Raw genomic sequence first — 15,637 nt, forward strand, 5'->3', positions numbered from 1 at the left:
CGCATTGTCAGTGGCGTGGTGCACGGTGGACACCAGATGCCGAACCGGCCGAGCTGGAGGGGGCCTCAGCCATGTCCGTGTCCGTAGATCCCACGACAGAGCCAACGTCCGCGCGACCCACGGGGAACGAGTCCGCGGAAGCGTTGCGTCCGCACGCCGAGCACGCCTTCGCCGGTGAACTCGCCGCGCTGGCCGCGCAGGACGACCGTCCGCGCCCGGCCCGCTGGAGGCTGTCGCCGTGGGCCGTCGCCACCTATCTCCTCGGCGGCGTCCTCCCGGACGGCACGGTGATCTCGCCGAAGTACGTGGGCCCGCGCCGCATCGTCGAGGTCGCCGTGTCCACCCTCGCCACCGACCGCGCCCTGCTGCTGCTCGGTGTCCCGGGCACCGCCAAGACCTGGGTCTCCGAACACCTGGCGGCGGCGGTCAGCGGTGACTCGACGCTGCTGGTGCAGGGCACCGCGGGCACACCGGAGGAGGCGATCCGCTACGGCTGGAACTACGCGCAGCTGCTCGCGCACGGGCCGAGCCGCGACGCGCTGGTGCCCAGCCCCGTCATGCGCGCGATGGCGGACGGGGCGACGGTACGGGTGGAGGAGCTGACCCGGATCCCGGCCGACGTGCAGGACACCCTCATCACCATCCTGTCGGAGAAGACACTGCCGATACCGGAGCTGGGGCAGGAGGTGCAGGCGGTCCGCGGGTTCAGCCTCATCGCCACGGCCAACGACCGCGACCGCGGGGTCAATGAGCTGTCCAGCGCCCTGCGCCGCCGCTTCAACACGGTGGTGCTGCCGCTGCCCGAGAGCGTCGAGGCCGAGGTGGACATCGTCGCCAGGCGGGTCGACCAGATCGGCCGCTCCCTCGACCTGCCGACGGCTCCCGACGGCATCGACGAGATCCGCCGGGTGGTGACGGTCTTCCGCGAACTGCGCGCGGGCGTCACCTCCGACGGCCGGACGAAGGTGAAGTCGCCGAGCGGCACGCTGTCCACCGCCGAGGCCATCTCCGTCGTCACCGGCGGTCTCGCGCTGGCCGCGCACTTCGGCGACGGCGTGCTGCGCGCGGGGGACGTGGCCGCGGGCGTCCTGGGCGCCGTCGTCCGCGATCCGGCGGCCGACCGGGTCGTCTGGCAGGAGTACCTGGAGGCGGTCGTCAGGGAACGCGCCGGCTGGACGGACTTCTACCGCGCCTGCCGGGAGGTGAGCGCGTGAACGGGACCAGGAGGGGCGCCGCGAGCACGACGAGCACCACGAGGAACGGCGACGAGGGGATCCGGGCCCGGGCCCGCGGAGCGTGGAGGGTGGCTGTGGAAGACGACACGAGGTGGCCCCGCAGGTGTGAGGGCCGGGGATGACGGGCGTCGCGCAGGGCGGCGGCCGGGGCCCGCGGACGGGTCGGCCGTTGCTGCTCGGGGTGCGTCATCACGGGCCGGGGTCGGCGCGGGCGGTCCGGGCGGCGCTGGACGCCGCCCGGCCCCTGACCGTCCTCGTCGAGGGGCCGCCCGAGGCCGACGCGCTGATCCCGCTCGCCGCCGACGAGGACATGCGGCCGCCGGTCGCCCTGCTCGCCCACGCCGTCGACGAACCCGGACGCTCGGCCTTCTGGCCGATGGCCGAGTTCTCCCCGGAGTGGGTCGCCCTCCGCTGGGCCCTGGAGCACGGTGTCCCCGTCCGCTTCATCGACCTGCCGGCCACGCACTCACTGGCCTGGGAGACGGACGGACGGTACGGGAGCGAGGAGGCAGACGGGGGCGGGAGCGAGGAGGGAGGCGACAGCGGGGGCGGGGAGGACGGCCCCGGTGGTGGGGAGGGGGTGCGGGGGGACCCTCTCGGGCGGCTCGCCGAGGTCGCCGGGTACGACGATCCCGAGCGCTGGTGGGAGGACGTCGTCGAGCACCGGTCGACAGGGGCGAAGGATCCGTTCGCGCCGTTCACCGCGATCGAGGAGGCCATGGGGGCGCTGAGGGACGCCCACCCGACCGAAGCACGGGGGGACGGCGACGACCGCGACCTCGTGCGGGAGGCGTACATGCGCATCCAGGTGCGCTCGGCGCAGAAGGAGTTCGGGCCGGACGGGGTGGCCGTGGTGTGCGGGGCATGGCATGTGCCCGCGCTGCGCCGGAAGGTCGCCGTCGCCGCCGACCGCGCGCTGCTCAAGGGGCTGCCCAAGGTCAGGACCGACCTGACCTGGGTGCCCTGGACCCACCGCAGACTCGCCCGGGCCGGGGGCTACGGGGCGGGTATCGACGCGCCGGGCTGGTACGCCCACCTGTTCGGCGCGCCGGACCGGCCGGTCGAGCGCTGGCTGACGAAGGTGGCGTTCCTGCTGCGCGCGGAGGACCGGATCGTGTCCTCGGCGCATGTCATCGAGGCGGTCCGGCTGGCCGAGACGCTTGCCGCACTGCGTGGCAGGCCGCTGCCCGGACTGGGCGAGACGACCGACGCCGTACGCGCGGTGCTGTGCGAGGGCTCGGACGTTCCGTTGGCACTGGTGCGCGACCGGCTGGTGGTCGGGGACGTGCTGGGGGAGGTGCCGGCCGACGCGCCCGCGGTGCCCTTGCAGCGGGACGTCGACCGGCTCCAGCGCCGGCTGCGGCTCAAACCGGAGGCGGACACACGCGAGTTGGCCCTCGACCTGCGCAAGGAGAACGACGCCGGGCGCAGCAGGCTCCTGCACCGGCTGCGACTGCTGCGGATCGAGTGGGGCGAGCCGGTCGCCTCGCCGGGCAGCACCGGGACCTTCCGGGAGACGTGGCGGCTGCGGTGGGAGCCGGAGCTGGTCGTGCGGACCGCCGAGGCCGGGGTGTGGGGGACGACCGTGCTCGCCGCCGCCACCGCCAAGGCGGAGGCGGACGCCGTCGCCGCGCGGGGTCTCGCCGAGGTGACCGGGCTCGCCGAGCGCTGCCTCCTGGCCGGGTTGCCGGACGCGCTGCCGACGGTGATGCGAGTCCTGGCCGACCGGGCGGCCCTCGACACCGACGTCGGCCATCTCGCCCAGGCACTGCCCGCGCTGGTCCGCTCGCTGCGCTACGGCGACGTACGCGGCACCGACACCGGTGCGCTGGCGGAGGTGGCCGCGGGCCTCGCCGAACGGGTCTTCGTCGGCCTCCCCCCGGCCTGCGCCTCACTGGACGCGGACGCGGCGGACGAGATGCGGCGCCATGTGGACGCGGTGCACGGCGCGGTGGGGATGCTGGAGGAGACGGACGCGGCCGGAGAAGCGGCCGGGCCTGCGGACGGCGCCGGCGGGCAGGTCCGCCCGGGTGCCGACGGGCTGCGGGCGCGCTGGCGGCGTGTGCTGCGGGTGCTCGCCGGGCGGGACAGCGTGCCGGGGGTGGTCCGGGGGCGGGCCGTGCGGCTGCTCCTGGACGAGGGGGATCTGGGCCAGGACGAGGCGGCGCGGCTCATGGGGCTCGCCCTGTCACCGGGGACGCCGCCGTCGGACGCGGCCGCCTGGATCGAGGGCTTCGTCGGGGGCGGCGCGGGCGGCGGACTGCTCCTCATGCACGACGAGCGGCTGCTCGGGCTGGTCGACGGATGGCTCACGGCGGTGCCGGCGGAGGCGTTCACGGACGTACTGCCGTTGCTGCGGCGGACGTTCTCGGCGTACGAACCGGCGGTGCGCAGAACGCTGGGCGAGCAGGTCCGGCGCGGCCCGGGGAAGCGGGGCAGCGGACCGCGCGCGCGTTCCGGGACACCCGGGTTCGCGGCCGGGCTCGACGAGGGGCGCGCGGACGCGGTCCTGCCGGTGGTGCGGCTGCTGTTGGGGCTGGAACCGCCACCGCCACCGCCACCGCCACCGGAGCCGGAGCCGGAGCCGGAGCCGGAGCTGGGCCCGGCTCCCGGTACGGCGGACGACAACGAGCTCGCGGGGGTGAGTACATGACGACGACCGGAGATGACATGGTCGATGCCGGGACGACGGGCGCGGGGGCGACCGGTGGGGCGGCCGAGGCCGGGCGGGAACGGCTGCGGCGCTGGCGGCTGGTGCTCGGCGGCGACGCGGCCGACGGCACCGGGCACGGGCTCTCCGGGCGGGACGCCCAGATGGACGGGGCGCTCACCGCGCTCTACGGGAAGGAGAGCGGCGCGCGGACGGTGCGCGACCGCTCGGCGGGGCTCGGGGCCTCGGCGCCGTCGGTGGCCCGCTGGCTCGGTGACATCCGCACGTACTTCCCCTCCTCCGTCGTACAGGTGATGCAACGCGACGCCATCGACCGGCTCGGGCTGTCCGCGCTGCTGCTCGAACCGGAGATGCTGGAGGCGGTCGAGGCCGACGTACATCTCGTCGGCACGCTGCTCTCCCTGAACAAGGCGATGCCGGAGACGACGAAGGAGACGGCACGGGCCGTGGTCCGCAAGGTCGTCGAGGACCTGGAGGAGCGGCTCGCCACCCGCACCCGGGCCGCGCTCACCGGCGCCCTCGACCGCGGCACACGCGTGCGGCGTCCGCGCCATCACGACATCGACTGGAACCGCACGATCGCCGCCAACCTCAAGCACTACCTGCCCGACCACGGGACGGTCGTGCCGGAGCGGCTCGTCGGGTACGGCCGGGCGTCGCGGTCGGTGAAGAAGGAGGTGATCCTCTGCGTCGACCAGTCGGGCTCGATGGCGTCGTCGGTGGTGTACGCGTCGGTCTTCGGCGCGGTGCTGGCGTCGATGCGGTCGATCAGCACCCGGCTCGTCGTCTTCGACACGGCGGTCGCCGACCTCACCGATCAGCTCGACGATCCGGTGGACGTCCTGTTCGGCACCCGGCTCGGCGGGGGGACGGACATCAACCGGGCGCTCGCGTACTGCCAGGCGCAGATCACCCGGCCCGCGGAGACGGTGGTGGTGCTCATCAGCGACCTGTACGAGGGAGGCATACGGAACGAGATGCTCAAGCGCGTCGCGGCGATGAAGGCGTCCGGGGTGCAGTTCGTCGCGCTGCTCGCGCTGTCGGACGAGGGGGCGCCCGCGTACGACCGGGAGCACGCGGCGGCACTCGCGGCGCTGGGCGCACCGGCGTTCGCGTGCACGCCCGACCTGTTCCCGGGCGTCATGGCGGCGGCGATCGAGAAACGTCCGCTGCCCGTGCCGGACACCGCCTGACGCCATGCGGAACGCACGTGCGAGGATCGGGGTACTCGTCGCCGCACGGGAGGAACCCGCCCCCTTGACCTGGCCCACAGTTCTGCCTGGTGCAGCCTTGCGGGTCCTGCGCGTCCTGCGTGGCGCGGCCGGGCGGCGTGTGGTGCAACTGGCGCAACTCGCTCTGCTGGTGGGCGGGTTGTTCGCGCTCGGGTTCCTCTGTGGCGAACAGGCCCATGCGGCGGAGGGCTTGTCGGCACCGGCCCGGCCCGCATCGGTCCTGTCCGCGCCCGCCTTGTCCGCACCGGACGGGGTGAGTGATCAGGTCGAGGTACTCACTTCGGTGCCGATCACGCCGGCTACGCCGATCACGCCGGCCAAGGCGGTTCCCTCCGTTCCGGCGGTCCGGGAAGTCGTGGTGGGAATCGTGGGCGAGCGGCGCTCGGCGCAGCCGCCGGCGCCCGTCCCGTCGCCGCCGACCGCGACACCGACACCGAGCGCGACGCCGACGCCGACGATCGTGTCGGCAGCCCCCGCACTCACCGAGCTCGCGGACCTTCCCGAGCTCAAGGGTCCGTCCGTTGTCCCAGCCCTCCCAGCCTTCCCAGCTCCCCCCGACCTTCCGGCTCGCCCCACTCCGCCCCTCCCCGCTCTCGCCCTCCCCGCTCTTTCGACTCTTCCCGAGCTGCCCCACCTCCCGGCTCTGCCCGACCTTCCGGCTCTGCCCGACCTTCCGGTGCTTCCCGCCCTTCCCGCCCTTCCGGCTCCTCCCTCGGGTCCCGTGGGGACGGTGCCGGTGGAGGTGCCTGTGCGGGGCTCCGTGGTGACCCCGGCGCCCCACGCGGACGCGGGCGGGCTCGGCGGCCGGGAGACGGCCGGTGCGGGGACGGTCGCCGTCGCCGCGAGGGCGGCGGACGCGCTTACGGCGTCGTACGGCCCGGTGAGCGCCGCCGTCGGGGCTTCGGCTGACGTCGGGCACCGCGTCGCGTCCGCCCGCACCGGCCACGCCCACGCCCCCGCCCACGCCCCCGCTCCCGGGCCCGTGCGCCGTGGGCCCGCCGGGGACGGCGACGGCGTGCTGGGCGCCGGTACCTCGGTGCTGAGCGGCGGTGCGTCCCGGCACGGCGACGCACACGCGGTCACGTCGTGTCACCGGACACCGCTGCGGCTGGTGCCCGGCAGCGCCGCGCGCTCCGAGGTCGAAGGCACGCGGACCGGACACCGGAACATCCCGCTCTTCCCCGGCTAGGGGCAGTCGCCCTCCCCCCGGCCCCTCCCTCCCCGCCCCCCTCCCCGCCCTTCCCTTCCGCCGGATACCCAGGCAGCGCGTCACGCGTCTGACCGGATGCTTCCGTGAGGCGGCAGGCCCCCGGACGGCCGAAAGCCTTCGGTTCGTCCGACCGAAACCTCACGGGATGGGACCGAGTGGTCCTCATTGGGGTGAGGACCGTCCGTCCCGCGCCCTCAAAGGGCTGTTCAAGGGGCCTCACCGGGTCAACCCCAACCCGGTGAGGCCCTCCCCGTCCCCGCCCGGGCACCTCACATCAGGCACGGGGTGTCAGTGATTCCGACATCATGTGACAGGTATCACCGCTCAGGTGTGACCCTCGATTTAGGGGCCTCCTGCAAGCAGCGATAACCTGCGAGACGGACATGCCGCGCGCTCGGACACCGTGTGCGCCTCCCTTGTGACTGGCTTACGGCGGACGTCACGTTGCCCTCGCGGCACGCCCACGCAGACAACGAACCGCGAGATCACTGATAGGGACGGAAGCGCGTGGACCTGTTCGAGTACCAGGCGAGGGACCTCTTCGCCAAGCACGATGTACCGGTGCTGGCCGGTGAAGTCATCGACACGCCTGAGGCGGCCCGCGCAGCCACCGAGCGTCTCGGTGGCAAGTCCGTCGTCAAGGCCCAGGTGAAGGTCGGCGGCCGCGGCAAGGCCGGCGGCGTCAAGCTCGCCGCCTCCGCCGACGAGGCCGTGGAGCACGCGACCAACATCCTCGGCATGGACATCAAGGGCCACACGGTCCACAAGGTGATGATCGCCGAGACGGCCCCGGAGATCCTGGAGGAGTACTACGTCTCCTTCCTCCTCGACCGTGCCAACCGCACCTTCCTCTCCATCGCGTCCGTCGAGGGCGGCATGGAGATCGAGGAGGTCGCGGAGACCCGCCCCGAGGCCGTCGCCAAGACGCCGATCGACGCCAACGAGGGTGTGACCCCCGCGAAGGCCCGCGAGATCGTCGAGGCCGCGAACTTCCCGGCCGAGGTCGCCGACAAGGTCGCCGACGTCCTCGTGACGCTGTGGAAGACCTTCATCGAGGAGGACGCCCTCCTCGTCGAGGTCAACCCGCTGGCGAAGGTCGCCTCCGGCGACGTCATCGCCCTCGACGGCAAGGTCTCGCTGGACGAGAACGCCGAGTTCCGTCAGCCGGGACACGAGGAGTTCGTCGACCACGCGTCGGCCAACCCGCTCGAGGCCGCCGCCAAGGCGAAGAACCTCAACTACGTCAAGCTCGACGGCGAGGTCGGCATCATCGGCAACGGCGCGGGTCTCGTCATGAGCACCCTGGACGTCGTCGCGTACGCCGGTGAGGCGCACGGCGGGGTCAAGCCCGCCAACTTCCTCGACATCGGCGGTGGCGCCTCCGCCGCCGTCATGGCGAACGGCCTGGAGATCATCCTCGGCGACCCGGACGTCAAGTCCGTCTTCGTCAACGTCTTCGGTGGCATCACCGCCTGTGACGAGGTCGCCAACGGCATCGTCCAGGCGCTCCAGCTGCTGGCGGACAAGGGTGAGGAAGTCACCAAGCCGCTGGTCGTCCGTCTCGACGGCAACAACGCCGAGCTGGGTCGCAAGATCCTCTCCGACGCCAACCACCCGCTGGTCCAGCGCGTGGACACCATGGACGGCGCGGCCGACAAGGCCGCCGAGCTCGCGGCTGCGAAGTAAGGGAAGAGGGACAGAACAGCCATGGCTATCTTCCTGAACAAGGACAGCAAGGTCATCGTCCAGGGCATGACCGGTGCCACGGGCATGAAGCACACCAAGCTCATGCTGGCGGACGGCACCAACATCGTCGGTGGCGTGAACCCCCGCAAGGCGGGCACGTCCGTCGACATCGACGGCACCGAGATCCCGGTGTTCGGCACGGTCGCCGAGGCGATCGAGAAGACGGGCGCGAACGTGTCCGTCCTCTTCGTGCCGCCGGCCTTCGCGAAGGCCGCCGTGGTCGAGGCGATCGACGCGGAGATCCCGCTGGCCGTCGTCATCACCGAGGGCATCGCCGTCCACGACTCGGCCGCGTTCTACGCGTACGCCGTGTCGCAGGGCAACAAGACCCGGATCATCGGCCCGAACTGCCCCGGTCTCATCACCCCGGGCCAGTCGAACGCCGGCATCATCCCGGGCGACATCACGAAGCCGGGCCGTATCGGTCTGGTCTCGAAGTCCGGCACGCTGACCTACCAGATGATGTACGAGCTGCGTGACATCGGCTTCTCGTCCGCCGTCGGCATCGGTGGCGACCCGGTCATCGGTACGACGCACATCGACGCGCTCGCCGCGTTCGAGGCCGACCCCGACACCGACCTGATCGTCATGATCGGCGAGATCGGCGGTGACGCCGAGGAGCGTGCCGCGGCCTTCATCAAGGACAACGTGAAGAAGCCGGTCGTCGGCTACGTCGCGGGCTTCACCGCGCCCGAGGGCAAGACCATGGGCCACGCCGGCGCCATCGTCTCCGGTTCCTCCGGCACCGCCCAGGCGAAGAAGGAGGCCCTCGAGGCCGCCGGCGTCAAGGTCGGCAAGACGCCGACCGAGACGGCGAGGCTGGCCCGCGAGATCCTCGCGGCCGGCTGAGTCCCACACCGCGTGCCGGTGGGCCCGTTCCCCTCGTGGGGGCGGGCCCACCGGCATGTCCGGCCACGGAGGCCGGGGCCTGACCGAGTGGCCTGACCGAGTGGCCTGACCGGGCGGCCGGGCGGCCGAACAAGGCCGGGCCGGCCGGGTTCATTCCGGCAGGGGGATCAGCCGTTGCGGTCCGTGCCGGACGTCGGACCTCAGCTTGGCGCGCAGTTTCCGTTCCGCGTCCGAGAGCGTGCCGGGGGCCGGTCGCGGCGGGATGCCCTGCACCGTCTCGCCGGGGGGCACGGCGGGCTCGTACCGGGTGGGGGCCGTGCGTACGGTCAGTGCCGTCGCGCCGATGATCGCGATCGTGAACGCGATCGCCGCCCTGGTCCAGAAGCGGGCCCGCTGTTCACTGCCCGCCCGTAGGGTGCTCGGTCCGGCCGCGCGCAGCCGTTCGGCGGACGCCACCTCCGCCAGCCGCCGGTGCAGCGCCGCGGGGCTCGCGAGCTCGGGCAGCCGTGCGGCGACCGCCTCCCGGGCGTGCAGCAGCCGGTTCGCCGCCGCGGGGGTGCTCGCCTCCGTCTCCGCCGCCGTCTCCGGGAGGTCGAGGCCGACACCGTCGTAGAGGAGGAGCGTGCGGCGGTAGGGCGCGGGGAGGGTCAGCAGGACGTCCAGCAGGGCGCGGTCGGCGGCGTCGGCCGGGGGTGGCTCCGGGTGGCGGTAGCGGGGACGGAACCGGTGCCAGGGGGACAGCGCGTACTCGTACGCCGTCGCCCGTACCCAGCCCGCCGGGTCGCGGTCCACGGCCACCTCGGGCCAGCGCTGCCAGGCCAGCTGGAACGCCTGCTCGACCGATTCGCGGGCGAGTTCGCGGCGGCCCGAGAGCAGGTAGGTCTGCCGTACGAGGGCGGGGGCGCAGAAGGCGTAGAGGCCGTCGAAGGCCTGAGCGGGCGTCAGGGCCGTTCTCGGGATCTCGTGGGCCTCCGGGTGATGGGGGTCGCTGTTCAGGCCCACCGTCATCGGGGGTGGGGGCGCTGCCTCCTGCGTGTTCGTCACCATGTCCGCCTCGGTCAGCGATGCCAGCAGTTCCGCGTACGCCTCCCGCCGGTGGCCGCGCGGTGTCGTGCGGCCGGACTCCCACGCGCGCACCGTCTCCCGGGTGACACCGACCCGCTCGGCGACCTGAGCCTGTGTCAGCGAGGCGGCCTCACGCAGGTGTCGGCGCCGCTCGGGAGGGGGGAGTGGGGCAGGGCGCTGCGTCACAGGGGAACCCTTCCCGCGAAAAAGTACATAAACGTATATTGAGCGACACAACGGAACTTCGCCTGTTACGACGGGAAAGCGCGTGTCGTTGGGAGCATGACGGGCGTGACCCAGATGACCGCTCGCCGACTGTCGTTGTCGCCCCTGCTCAGCCGGATGCGAGACCGATCCTCCGGGCTGGCCGCCGGCCTCCTCGGCGGAGCGCTCGCGGCCGGTCTCGGGCTCGGATCGTTCGCCGTGCTCGTGATGGTGCTGTGGATCAGCTCGCCGTACCCCGACAGCGGGCCGGACGGCGCGCTGCACGTGGCCGCCGCGCTGTGGCTGCTGGCCCATGGCGCCGAGCTGGTGCGCGTCGACACGCTGTCTGGGATCCCGGCGCCGGTCGGGGTCACCCCGCTGCTGCTGCTCGCGCTGCCGGTGTGGCTGGTGCGGCGCGCCGCGCGGGACGCGGTGGACACGGGCGACGGTGACGACGAGGCCACTGCGCCGATGAGTGCCCGTACGGCGTGGGCGGGTGTCGTGCTCGGCTATCTCGCCGTCGGGGCGGGCGCCGCCTGCTACGCCGCCACCGGTGGCGCGCTGCGGCCCTCGTGGGCGTGGACGGTGGTGTGCGTGCCGACCGTCGCCGTGCTGGCCGCCGGGGCGGGGGTGTGGTCGGCGCACGGCCGGCCCCGCGAGCCCGTGGACAACGCGCTGCTGGTGCTGCCCCGGGGTGCGCGGCGGTTCCTCCTCGGGGCGGACGGACGGGAGCGGCTCGGGGTCGCCGGACGGGCGGCGGGGGCCGGGGCGGCGGTGCTCTTCGGGGGCGGGGCGGCGCTGGTGGCGGTGTCCTCGGTGTGGCACCTGGGGGCGGCCCGTGAGGGGTTCCTCCAGCTGACGGAGGGCTGGTCGGGGCGGTTCGCGGTGCTGCTGCTGTGCGTGGCGCTGGTGCCGAACGCGGCGGTGTGGGGAGCGGCGTACGCCCTCGGGCCGGGGTACGCCCTCGGCGCCGGACACGTGGTGGCGCCGCTGTCCTCCGACCCGGCGCCGCTGCTGCCGCCCTTTCCGCTGCTGGCGGCGGTGCCGGAGCCGGGGGGCGGTACGGCGTGGAACTGGGCGGTGGGCGTGGTTCCGCTGCTCGCCGCAGCGACGCTGGGGGTGTTCGTGGCCCGGGGGGCGAGCGAGGCGGGAGACGGGGGTGCCTGGTCGCGCGGGCGGACCGTGGGCGGCGTGGTGCTCGCGGGGGTGCTGTGCGGGGTGCTGATGGGCGTGCTCGCCGGGTGGGCCGGTGGACCGCTGGGGGTTTCCGCGCTGGCCCGGTTCGGGCCGGTGTGGTGGCAGGTGGGGGGTGCGGTGACGGTGTGGGCCGTGGGGGTGGGGGCGCCGGTTGCTCTGGTGGTGCGGGCGTGGCGGTGCAGGGGGTCGCGGGGCGGGTGGAGGGTTCCTGCCGGGGGCTCGGCGGGCGGCACGGCCGGCGGCTCGGTCGAGGGGTTCGGTCACGGGACGTTCGCGGGGCTCAGCGACTCCGGCGACTTCCACGGCTCCGGCGACTTCCGCGAGTCCGGCGACTCCGGGAGGTTCGGGGCGTTCGAGGGGTCCGACCTGTACGACTTCTCGCCCGCGGACCACGTCGGCTTCGTACCGCCCGCCGGGACTGCCGCGCCCGTCCTGCCTGCGCCGCCCGTCCTGCCTGCGCCGCCCGGGCCGCTTGCGCCGCCCGGGTCGGGCCCGTTCGGGGTGCCGCCCGTACCGGCCACGGCGCCCGAGCCCGTCGAGCCGGTGGGTCCCGTCGGCGCCCCGGGTCACCGGGACCCGCTGAGCCCCCCGGACGCGCTGGACCCCGTCGGCCCCCCGTCCCCCATGGACCCGGCGGGTCACGGGGAGCCGGTGTGGCACGGGGATGTGGCGCGGGAGGCCCGGTGGGCGGCGTTGCGGGAGGCCGGTGAGGAAGGGGGGACCGAAGGGCCTGAGGGGCCGCGGGGGAGTGGGGCGGGCGGGGCGGGGCGGTGACCGTGGAGGATGTCGCCCCCGCCGTCCCTTCCCCGTCCCCGCTTCCGTCTACGTTCCCGCTTCCGTCTACGTTCCCGGGCTGGAATTACGCGTTCGCGCCCAGGATGTTCTTCAGTTCCTTGGGGAGCAGGTCGCCGCACGACTGCTTGGCCTCGTTGGTGAGGGCGTCGTTCGTGCAGGTGTAGTAGTCGCTGTAGACCAGCTGCGCGGTGAAGCTCGCGGCGACCAGGGCCAGCGCCAGGGACGCGGTGACCAGGCCGCTGACGGCGGCGGTCTTCTGGGGGCGGCCGGTGGGCTCCGGGGCGGGCGGGGCGTCGGGGTCGGGGGTGCGGGGCTTGGCGCGCAGGGCGCTGATGCCCCAGTTCAGGGCCAGCGCGCCGAGCAGCAGGGCCACGTACGGCCAGCCGAAGAGGGCGAAGAAGAAGGCCCACATCCCGCAGAGCAGGGCGTAGCGCGCGTGGCGCTGGGCGGGGTCGGTGGGGTCCCAGCGCTTGGCGGGGTCGGGGCCCGGGCCGCCGCCCTCGGGGGTGCCGCCGGGGCGCTCGCCGAAGCCGCCGGGGGAGCGGCCGGGCTGCCGGTCGCTCCACTGGCCGCCCCACGGGGTGCGCCCGCCCTCGGGAGCACCGCCCTCCGGGCGCCGGGGCTGCCAGGGGCGGTCCGGGGTGCCCTCGGGGGGCGGGGCGAAGGGGTTGTCGTCCTCGGGCGGTGTGGTGGGCGGGTTGTCGCCCGTGTTGCCGCCCGAGGGGGCGTCGGGGGGAGAGGTTGGGCGCTCTCGCAGCAGCACGGCGCCGCGCTCCCCTCCCTGCCGTGACTGCGGGGGGAGCGTGAGGAGTCGCAGACTGCGGTCCGGCATCAAGTGGGCGTCTTCCCCTAGTGATCGGCTAGTGATCGGCTTTGGCTGGTAATGAACGGTATTGCGCTGGTACTGCCTAGCTGGGCCGTCACTTGCAGAACGCACCGCGTCGCCACCGCGTTCCCGAGCCCGCTCGCCCCAGACGCTACCTTCCGGCCACGCCCCCGTCCCGTGGGGGCCGTCCGGTGTGCCGGTATCGTTGCTGACGGTCGGCCGCTTCGTAGACTTCCCCGTATCCCGGGGCGCGAAGCATTCGTACGAATGTATAAACCGGCCGTGCAAACGCTTCCCCGAGAAAGGGCCCCACCGTGGCCGCCAAGCCCGTGGCCAAGCGCCTCGTCGTGCTGGTCTCCGGATCCGGTACGAACCTCCAGGCTCTCCTCGACGCCATCACGGCCGCCGGCGTCGATGCCTACGGCGCCGAGATCGTGGCCGTCGGAGCCGACCGGGAGGGCATCGAGGGACTCGCCCGGGCCGAGCGCGCCGGTATCCCCACCTTCGTGGCGAAGGTCAGGGACTTCGGGAGCCGGTCGGAGTGGGACGCGGCGCTCGCCGAGGCGGTCGCCGCCCACGAGCCGGACCTCGTCGTCTCGGTCGGGTTCATGAAGATCGTGGGGAAGGAATTCCTGGCGCGGTTCGGGGGGCGGTTCGTCAACACGCACCCCGCCCTGCTGCCCAGCTTTCCCGGGGCCCACGGCGTGCGGGACGCGCTCGCGTACGGCGCCCGGGTCACCGGCTGCACCGTCCACTTCGTCGACGACGGCGTCGACACCGGACCGATCATCGCCCAGGGCGTGGTCGAGATCCGGGACGAGGACGACGAGAGCGCTTTGCACGAGCGCATCAAGGAAGTCGAGCGAAGGCTGCTCGTCGAGGTCGTGGGGCGGCTCGCCCGCAACGGCTATCGCATTGAGGGACGAAAGGTAGTTATCCAGTGACCGCCGACAGCACTGTCACGGCAGAGAGCAGCAAGCGGGGCATCCGTCGCGCGCTCGTCAGCGTCTACGACAAGACCGGTCTGGAAGAGCTCGCGCGCGGGCTGCACGAGGCCGGGGTCGAGCTCGTCTCCACCGGTTCCACCGCCTCGCGTATCGCCGCCGCCGGCGTCCCCGTCACCAAGGTCGAGGAGCTCACCGGCTTCCCCGAGTGCCTGGACGGGCGGGTCAAGACCCTGCACCCCAAGGTGCACGCCGGCATCCTCGCCGATCTGCGCCTCGACAGCCACCGGCAGCAGCTGGAGGAGCTGGGCGTCGCGCCGTTCGACCTCGTCGTCGTCAACCTCTACCCCTTCCGGGAGACCGTCGCCTCGGGCGCCTCCGAGGACGAGTGCGTCGAGCAGATCGACATCGGCGGGCCGTCCATGGTGCGCGCCGCCGCGAAGAACCACCCGTCGGTGGCCGTGGTCACCAGCCCCGCGCGGTACGCCGACGTCCTCTCGGCCGTGCGGTCCGGCGGCTTCGACCTGCCCGCCCGCAAGCGGCTCGCCGCCGAGGCCTTCCAGCACACCGCCGCCTACGACGTGGCGGTCGCCTCGTGGTTCGCCTCCTCCTACGCGCCCGTGGACGAGTCGCGCTTCCCCGACTTCCTCGGCGCCACCTGGGAGCGCAAGAGCACCCTGCGCTACGGCGAGAACCCGCACCAGCCCGCCGCGCTCTACGTCGACGGCAGCGGTACCGGTCTCGCCGAGGCCGAGCAGCTGCACGGCAAGGAGATGTCGTACAACAACTACACGGACACGGACGCCGCGCACCGTGCCGCGTACGATCACGCCGAGCCGGCCGTCGCGATCATCAAGCACGCCAACCCGTGCGGGATCGCCGTCGGCGCGGACGTGGCCGAGGCGCACCGCAAGGCGCACGCCTGTGACCCGCTGTCGGCCTTCGGCGGCGTGATCGCCGTCAACCGGCCGGTCAGCAAGGAACTGGCGGAGCAGGTCGCCGAGATCTTCACCGAGGTCATCGTCGCGCCCGGCTACGAGGAGGGGGCGCTCGAGGCCCTCACCAAGAAGAAGAACATCCGGGTGCTCAGGGCGCCCCAGGGCCCCGCGGGCGCGGTCGAGCTCAAGCCCGTCGGCGGCGGCGCGCTGCTCCAGGTCACCGACCGGCTCCAGGCCGACGGTGACGACCCGGCGAACTGGACCCTCGCCACCGGCGAGGCGCTCGACGCGTCCGGACTCGCCGACCTGGCCTTCGCCTGGCGCGCCTGCCGTGCCGTCAAGTCCAACGCCATCCTGCTCGCCAAGGACGGCGCCTCGGTCGGCGTCGGCATGGGACAGGTCAACCGGGTCGACTCGGCGAAGCTGGCCGTCGAGCGGGCCGGCGAGGAGCGGGCGCGCGGCTCGTACGCGGCCTCCGACGCGTTCTTCCCCTTCCCGGACGGGCTGGAGGTCCTGGTCGAGGCGGGCGTCAAGGCCGTGGTGCAGCCCGGTGGTTCGGTTCGTGACGAGCTGGTCGTCGAGGCCGCGAAGAAGGCGGGCGTGACGATGTACTTCACCGGCACGCGCCACTTCTTCCACTGATCCGCCCTGATCGACCGATCCGCCCTGATCGACCGATCCGCGCTGATCGACGCAGCGGCCCCGGTCCGTCTCCTGGTTTCAGG

At 73.5% G+C, this 15,637-nt stretch carries 12 protein-coding genes; 9 read left to right on the forward strand and 3 right to left on the reverse strand.

Annotated features, from left to right (window positions below; translation table 11 throughout):
• Positions 1–71 precede the first annotated feature (71 nt).
• The 3 genes from AOQ37_RS01970 to AOQ37_RS01980 all read left to right on the forward strand — a co-directional run bounded on the left by AOQ37_RS01970 (position 72) and on the right by AOQ37_RS01980 (position 5,099).
• Positions 72–1,214, forward strand: a complete 1,143-nt coding sequence (locus AOQ37_RS01970) for an ATP-binding protein (protein ID WP_062640456.1) — start codon at positions 72–74, stop codon at positions 1,212–1,214.
• 139 nt (positions 1,215–1,353) lie between these two features.
• Positions 1,354–3,888 carry a DUF5682 family protein gene (locus AOQ37_RS01975; RefSeq protein ID WP_062640458.1) on the forward strand — a complete coding sequence of 845 codons (2,535 nt, stop codon included), beginning with the start codon at positions 1,354–1,356 and terminating at the stop codon, positions 3,886–3,888.
• 17 nt (positions 3,889–3,905) lie between these two features.
• Positions 3,906–5,099, forward strand: a complete 1,194-nt coding sequence (locus tag AOQ37_RS01980) for a VWA domain-containing protein (RefSeq protein ID WP_107085072.1) — start codon at positions 3,906–3,908, stop codon at positions 5,097–5,099.
• Between the two features lie 300 nt (positions 5,100–5,399).
• Here the strand turns inward: AOQ37_RS01980 and AOQ37_RS01985 are convergent, their stop codons facing one another.
• On the reverse strand, positions 5,400–5,621 hold the full coding sequence (locus AOQ37_RS01985) for a hypothetical protein (protein WP_062640462.1): 222 nt from the start codon (positions 5,619–5,621) through the stop codon (positions 5,400–5,402).
• Positions 5,622–5,886: 265 nt separating this feature from the next.
• On the opposite strand from AOQ37_RS01985, the gene AOQ37_RS01990 reads away from it, so the two are divergent.
• From AOQ37_RS01990 to sucD, 3 genes are all read left to right on the forward strand, one after another.
• Positions 5,887–6,327 (forward strand): hypothetical protein, encoded by a 441-nt coding sequence (locus AOQ37_RS01990; protein ID WP_062640464.1) that lies wholly within the window; start codon positions 5,887–5,889, stop codon positions 6,325–6,327.
• 528 nt (positions 6,328–6,855) lie between these two features.
• A complete protein-coding gene (gene sucC / locus AOQ37_RS01995; protein ID WP_062640466.1) occupies positions 6,856–8,034 on the forward strand; it encodes an ADP-forming succinate--CoA ligase subunit beta in 1,179 nt (392 codons plus the stop codon).
• Between the two features lie 21 nt (positions 8,035–8,055).
• Entirely contained in the window at positions 8,056–8,943 is an 888-nt protein-coding gene (sucD, locus tag AOQ37_RS02000; protein ID WP_062640468.1) for a succinate--CoA ligase subunit alpha, read from the forward strand.
• A 150-nt stretch (positions 8,944–9,093) separates the two neighbouring features.
• Here sucD and AOQ37_RS02005 read toward each other — a convergent pair whose 3' ends face one another.
• Positions 9,094–10,194: a helix-turn-helix domain-containing protein gene (locus AOQ37_RS02005; RefSeq protein ID WP_062640470.1), complete on the reverse strand. Its 1,101-nt coding sequence runs from the start codon at positions 10,192–10,194 to the stop codon at positions 9,094–9,096.
• Between the two features lie 96 nt (positions 10,195–10,290).
• Here AOQ37_RS02005 and AOQ37_RS02010 point away from each other — a divergent pair, with 96 nt between their 5' ends.
• On the forward strand, positions 10,291–12,183 hold the full coding sequence (locus AOQ37_RS02010) for a cell division protein PerM (RefSeq protein ID WP_062640472.1): 1,893 nt from the start codon (positions 10,291–10,293) through the stop codon (positions 12,181–12,183).
• 85 nt (positions 12,184–12,268) lie between these two features.
• Here AOQ37_RS02010 and AOQ37_RS02015 read toward each other — a convergent pair whose 3' ends face one another.
• The gene (locus AOQ37_RS02015; protein WP_062640474.1) at positions 12,269–13,036 is read right to left on the reverse strand and encodes a hypothetical protein; all 768 of its coding nucleotides are present in this window, start codon (positions 13,034–13,036) and stop codon (positions 12,269–12,271) included.
• Positions 13,037–13,344: 308 nt separating this feature from the next.
• On the opposite strand from AOQ37_RS02015, the gene purN reads away from it, so the two are divergent.
• Together purN and purH are read left to right on the forward strand one after the other, a co-directional pair.
• A complete protein-coding gene (purN, locus tag AOQ37_RS02020) occupies positions 13,345–13,974 on the forward strand; it encodes a phosphoribosylglycinamide formyltransferase (protein ID WP_062640477.1) in 630 nt (209 codons plus the stop codon).
• Positions 13,971–15,554: a bifunctional phosphoribosylaminoimidazolecarboxamide formyltransferase/IMP cyclohydrolase gene (gene purH / locus AOQ37_RS02025; RefSeq protein WP_062640479.1), complete on the forward strand. Its 1,584-nt coding sequence runs from the start codon at positions 13,971–13,973 to the stop codon at positions 15,552–15,554. Before purN ends, purH begins: the two co-directional genes overlap by 4 nt.
• Positions 15,555–15,637 lie beyond the last annotated feature (83 nt).

It is taken from the genome of Streptomyces maremycinicus, assembly GCF_001184025.1.
Lineage (GTDB): Bacteria > Actinomycetota > Actinomycetes > Streptomycetales > Streptomycetaceae > Streptomyces > Streptomyces maremycinicus.

Bases quoted from the DNA above. Each gene is read 5' to 3' on its own strand.
- AOQ37_RS02010 (WP_062640472.1), top strand. From the start codon at position 10,291: ATGACGGGCGTGACCCAGATGACCGCTCGCCGACTGTCGTTGTCGCCC.
- AOQ37_RS02015 (WP_062640474.1), bottom strand. From the start codon at position 13,036: ATGCCGGACCGCAGTCTGCGACTCCTCACGCTCCCCCCGCAGTCACGG.
- sucD (WP_062640468.1), top strand. From the start codon at position 8,056: ATGGCTATCTTCCTGAACAAGGACAGCAAGGTCATCGTCCAGGGCATG.
- AOQ37_RS01970 (WP_062640456.1), top strand. From the start codon at position 72: ATGTCCGTGTCCGTAGATCCCACGACAGAGCCAACGTCCGCGCGACCC.
- AOQ37_RS01975 (WP_062640458.1), top strand. From the start codon at position 1,354: ATGACGGGCGTCGCGCAGGGCGGCGGCCGGGGCCCGCGGACGGGTCGG.
- AOQ37_RS01980 (WP_107085072.1), top strand. From the start codon at position 3,906: ATGGTCGATGCCGGGACGACGGGCGCGGGGGCGACCGGTGGGGCGGCC.